Here is a 3,691-nt window from a genome sequence, read left to right as displayed (position 1 = left end):
ATATATTTAAAATATATGAACAAAAATAAATAGGGGAAAGAATAACATGCGTGATTTTTATTTGAAGTTTGCTAATAATTTACTTTTGGAACAAAAAATTCCAGTCGTAAACACTATTGAAACATTTGAAAGGTTTTTTCCCACCATATATAGTGAGATTAAAGGAAGACTTCAGTATTATATTCCAGTTATAACAAAACGAGTTACAGAAGACATGGAATATTTCAATAACAAAACACAAGGACTTCCATTTGATATTTTTCTAAATGATATGAGTTCTCCAAATTGTTGGACTCTTCCAAGTGCCGCCAATAGAACTCAAGCACAACTATTTATGATTCCAATCTCCGGCATTTTCATGGTAATAAGAGGAATGTCTATTCTCGGGAATAATCTAGAAAATACTACAATCCAAAAAAATAATAAAATTAATTTTAAATTGCCTTCTAATTTTAAAATATCCATATATGAAACAAAAGGGATTAAAAGTATGTTAAATCAGGATTTATTATTTTCCGTGTGGTTACATGAAATAGGACATTGGCTGGTTTTTAAAAATATAAAAATTGCGTGGTTATTAAACTTGATGCAATATATTACAAAATTCGATATTATAATCCAAAAATCTATTTCTCATATATTTTTTATTTTTTCGGTTTTAATAAATATATATACGAGACTATCAGAAAAAGACGCAGATATGTTTGTTAAAAAATTAGGATATAATAAGGAACTTGCTGAAGCATTAAGAATTATCGGATATGGGGTTAGAACAAACGCATCTTGGGTTGTCAAACTATCCGATTTAATTAAATATATTCTTATTAAGTTACAAGATATAATAGATCCATTTATTGGGAAAACAATATATGACCACCCATCAATTAAAAGCAGAACAAAATCTTTAGAAGATTCTTATATATGCAAGGAAAATGAAATTATTAATATTAATAAAAAAATAGAAATCTTAAATTATTCAATTCAAAAATTATTAATTCCATTTGATAAATTTACTGGTAAAATCGTCAAAGATTTATATAAAATTTAATAAGGAGAATAAAATGAAAATAAAATTAACTGAATCCGAATTAAGTTATTTTTCAGATATTTTAAAAACATCATATATCCAGGAAAATGTATACAATTTAAATACAAATCAGATAATGTCGGTATTAAAATTAGATAATAAAAAAATATTGAAATCATTTTTAAAAGAAGATAATAATCAAGATAAAAATAAAACAATTATAACAAGAACCATTGTTAAATCAGGAAATAAAATGTTAGAAATTTTATTTGATCTTTTAGAAACAGTGGAGACTGATGATTATAAATTATATACCAAAATCAAAGATGAATATTATAAATTACAGAGAGAATGGGATAATTTGGTTAAACAAAAAGAAATAGATTATGCTGCTACATCATCTTTCTTTTCAAAGATGTTTCAGATATTTAAAACAGCATGTAGAATGTTATTGCCCGTCGGAATAATAATTACCATGATTGGAGCTTGCACCTTTGCTCTAATTAAAGCGTCAGGAGCATTATTGGCTGGTGTTATTATTGGTGGACCGAGTGTCCTTTTATTAATGTATTCTTTTTCCACCATCATAGATACATTGAAACATATTTATCAGATGGCAATTAAAAAACCAAAAGATGCAAAAGAAAAAGAATATTATATAAAATTATTGAAACAAAAAGCTGACAAGATTTATAACATCACGATAAAATTATTAGATAAATCAGATACTAAATCTAAAGATAAATATAAATCTAAATTGAAAGAATTAAAATCTAAAATGGATAAAAGTGAAAAATAAAATATTTTATTTTTTTTTTGGAGGAATAAAATGAAATTAACTAAGTCGGAAATCGATTACTATGCAGAATGTATAAAACATAATATGATTGAAAAATCAATATATGTTTTAGAATCAAATCAGATGAAGAATATATTGGAGTATGATAATCTGGAATTGGTCAAGAGATATTTGAGTGAAGGGCCAGCAAGCGCAATTGCTAAGGGTGCAGTTAAAATGGCAAAGGGTGTTGCCAAGAAAGTATTTCCTAGAGTGAGTAAATCACTTAAAATTAAAGATATGTTTAAAATGAGAATAACAACTATCGAAAAAATGCAGCAAAGACTTGTTTCCTTTTAAAAGAAATACCATCCAGAAAGAGATGGACTTGTGGGGGATGATCTCCTTAACTCTTCTATTTTATCTAGTATGAAAAAAAGAAATATTGAAAGAATGTCAAAGTTTGATAATATTTTAAAACAAGAAATGAAAAAACTATATGCTTGGATTGCAGGAGAAGGTGCAGCTAGTGCTGTTGTATTAAAAAAATATAACGATTCAAAGAAAGAAATGGATCAAAATAAATCAGCAATGTTGAATATTGGAAAAACACCAGAACAAGTTGAAAAATCTATAGAAGCAGGAAAGAAATATAGAGAAGCATTTAAATCGTATTTAAGTGCATCAAGAGAAATAGTTTTAAAATATCTATCTTCTAAAGGTGTAAGCGATACATCTTCAAAAGCACTGGTGTCTGCTTTATTTTTTGCTTTAAGTGCTATAGTCACAATTGGTTCTTTATTCATAATTCAAAAATTAACACCTATAGTCATGAAATTATTTTCAACATTGAAATCAATATTCAGTGGTAAGAAAGCAACTAATGTAGAAAAAGAAGCTCAAACTTCTAAATCTATTGTTAAGAAAATGGTTTCTGAGACAAATAAAAAATAACTTTATATAATCAAAAAAAGAGAGAATATATTAAACTATATTCTCTCTTTCTCATAATCATCCTCTTACATCCATCGTCCACCGATCTTCTTAGATCGTTTTTCCCAGTAAACTAAAGTACCTATTATACTGGCAATAATTAATACAATACCTATGACGATGCCTAAAATCATGCTAAACATTATTTCTCCTCTTTATCAAGTATCACTCTTCCCTTCTCATCATAAGTATTGCATTCATCAATATCCAAAATCTTCTTTGTCCTTCCTTCTTTAACACAAGAATCATCTCCATTGAAATGACTGCACTTTGTACATGTAGCAACCTGCATTTCTCATTTCTCCTTTTCCAACTTCGAAATTTTCTCATCCAGAATCCTTGCTATTTTGGTGTTTGCTTCATTAATTTCAATTTGTTTAAAATTATATTTATTTTGTAATGATAATGTCTTTGTGATTGAAAGCAAAGTAATTGCTATTGAAATTAATGTGATAATTATGGAACCTATTGTCATCCAAATCCAAATCAATGATGCATTCATGTTTCCTCTTTTACTTTATCTTTGCAATAGCAGTTTTCATAAGATCTTGAATGTAATCATTAACTTCTTCTCGAAGATCATTGAATTCATCATCATCTTCTTCGGGATAATGGGATTCAGCATCAATAGATTTTACATACCACGAAATTTCATCCTCTTCAAGCTTTTCATTTACCTGAACAAGAATGCAATCATTGTCTTCTAGAATTTCCATAAGTGCTTTCCTGATGTCTTTCTTCTGAGATGTTGTTAACGACATTTGAGAATTCCTCCCGTTGTTTTTCCTTTTCCTGTTTTTGTACACGGTCATAAGATCCAGGACTGCATTATCACTCATACAAATCCTCGATAGAAAATCCTTTTCTTTTCATCATTTCTCCTTTAGAATAAA

The 3,691-nt window shown here is 27.6% G+C and carries 7 protein-coding genes; 4 read left to right on the top strand and 3 right to left on the bottom strand.

The window, feature by feature from the left end; translation table 11 throughout:
* The first annotated feature begins 46 nt into the window (after positions 1 to 46).
* The 4 genes from M0R36_11185 (at position 47) to M0R36_11170 (ending at position 2,759) form a co-directional block, all read left to right on the top strand.
* Positions 47 to 1,048: a M48 family metallopeptidase gene (locus M0R36_11185; GenBank protein MCK9556353.1), complete on the top strand. Its 1,002-nt coding sequence runs from the start codon at positions 47 to 49 to the stop codon at positions 1,046 to 1,048.
* Positions 1,049 to 1,061: 13 nt separating this feature from the next.
* A complete protein-coding gene (locus M0R36_11180; protein ID MCK9556352.1) occupies positions 1,062 to 1,826 on the top strand; it encodes a hypothetical protein in 765 nt (254 codons plus the stop codon).
* 30 nt (positions 1,827 to 1,856) lie between these two features.
* Positions 1,857 to 2,165, top strand: coding sequence for a hypothetical protein (locus M0R36_11175; protein ID MCK9556351.1), 309 nt, complete (start codon positions 1,857 to 1,859; stop codon positions 2,163 to 2,165).
* A gap of 69 nt (positions 2,166 to 2,234) precedes the next feature.
* The gene (locus M0R36_11170; protein ID MCK9556350.1) at positions 2,235 to 2,759 is read left to right on the top strand and encodes a hypothetical protein; all 525 of its coding nucleotides are present in this window, start codon (positions 2,235 to 2,237) and stop codon (positions 2,757 to 2,759) included.
* Positions 2,760 to 2,940: 181 nt separating this feature from the next.
* Here M0R36_11170 and M0R36_11165 read toward each other — a convergent pair whose 3' ends face one another.
* Genes M0R36_11165 through M0R36_11155 form a run of 3 tightly spaced genes read right to left on the bottom strand, consistent with a single transcriptional unit; the run spans position 2,941 to position 3,637 of the window.
* Positions 2,941 to 3,090 (bottom strand): hypothetical protein, encoded by a 150-nt coding sequence (locus M0R36_11165; protein MCK9556349.1) that lies wholly within the window; start codon positions 3,088 to 3,090, stop codon positions 2,941 to 2,943.
* Positions 3,091 to 3,093: 3 nt separating this feature from the next.
* Positions 3,094 to 3,300, bottom strand: coding sequence for a hypothetical protein (locus tag M0R36_11160; protein ID MCK9556348.1), 207 nt, complete (start codon positions 3,298 to 3,300; stop codon positions 3,094 to 3,096).
* 10 nt (positions 3,301 to 3,310) lie between these two features.
* Positions 3,311 to 3,637 carry a hypothetical protein gene (locus M0R36_11155; protein ID MCK9556347.1) on the bottom strand — a complete coding sequence of 109 codons (327 nt, stop codon included), beginning with the start codon at positions 3,635 to 3,637 and terminating at the stop codon, positions 3,311 to 3,313.
* Between the last annotated feature and the right edge of the window lie 54 nt (positions 3,638 to 3,691).

The sequence above is a fragment of the bacterium genome, from assembly GCA_023228325.1.
GTDB lineage: Bacteria > Auribacterota > UBA6266 > UBA6266 > UBA6266 > UBA6266.
This window is presented reverse-complemented; position numbering and strand designations above follow the sequence as displayed.

Excerpts from the sequence above, each read along its gene's own strand:
- M0R36_11170 (MCK9556350.1), top strand. The coding sequence starts at position 2,235 with ATGAAAAAAAGAAATATTGAAAGAATGTCAAAGTTTGATAATATTTTA.
- M0R36_11180 (MCK9556352.1), top strand. The coding sequence starts at position 1,062 with ATGAAAATAAAATTAACTGAATCCGAATTAAGTTATTTTTCAGATATT.
- M0R36_11155 (MCK9556347.1), bottom strand. The coding sequence starts at position 3,637 with ATGAGTGATAATGCAGTCCTGGATCTTATGACCGTGTACAAAAACAGG.
- M0R36_11175 (MCK9556351.1), top strand. The coding sequence starts at position 1,857 with ATGAAATTAACTAAGTCGGAAATCGATTACTATGCAGAATGTATAAAA.
- M0R36_11160 (MCK9556348.1), bottom strand. The coding sequence starts at position 3,300 with ATGAATGCATCATTGATTTGGATTTGGATGACAATAGGTTCCATAATT.
- M0R36_11185 (MCK9556353.1), top strand. The coding sequence starts at position 47 with ATGCGTGATTTTTATTTGAAGTTTGCTAATAATTTACTTTTGGAACAA.
- M0R36_11165 (MCK9556349.1), bottom strand. The coding sequence starts at position 3,090 with ATGCAGGTTGCTACATGTACAAAGTGCAGTCATTTCAATGGAGATGAT.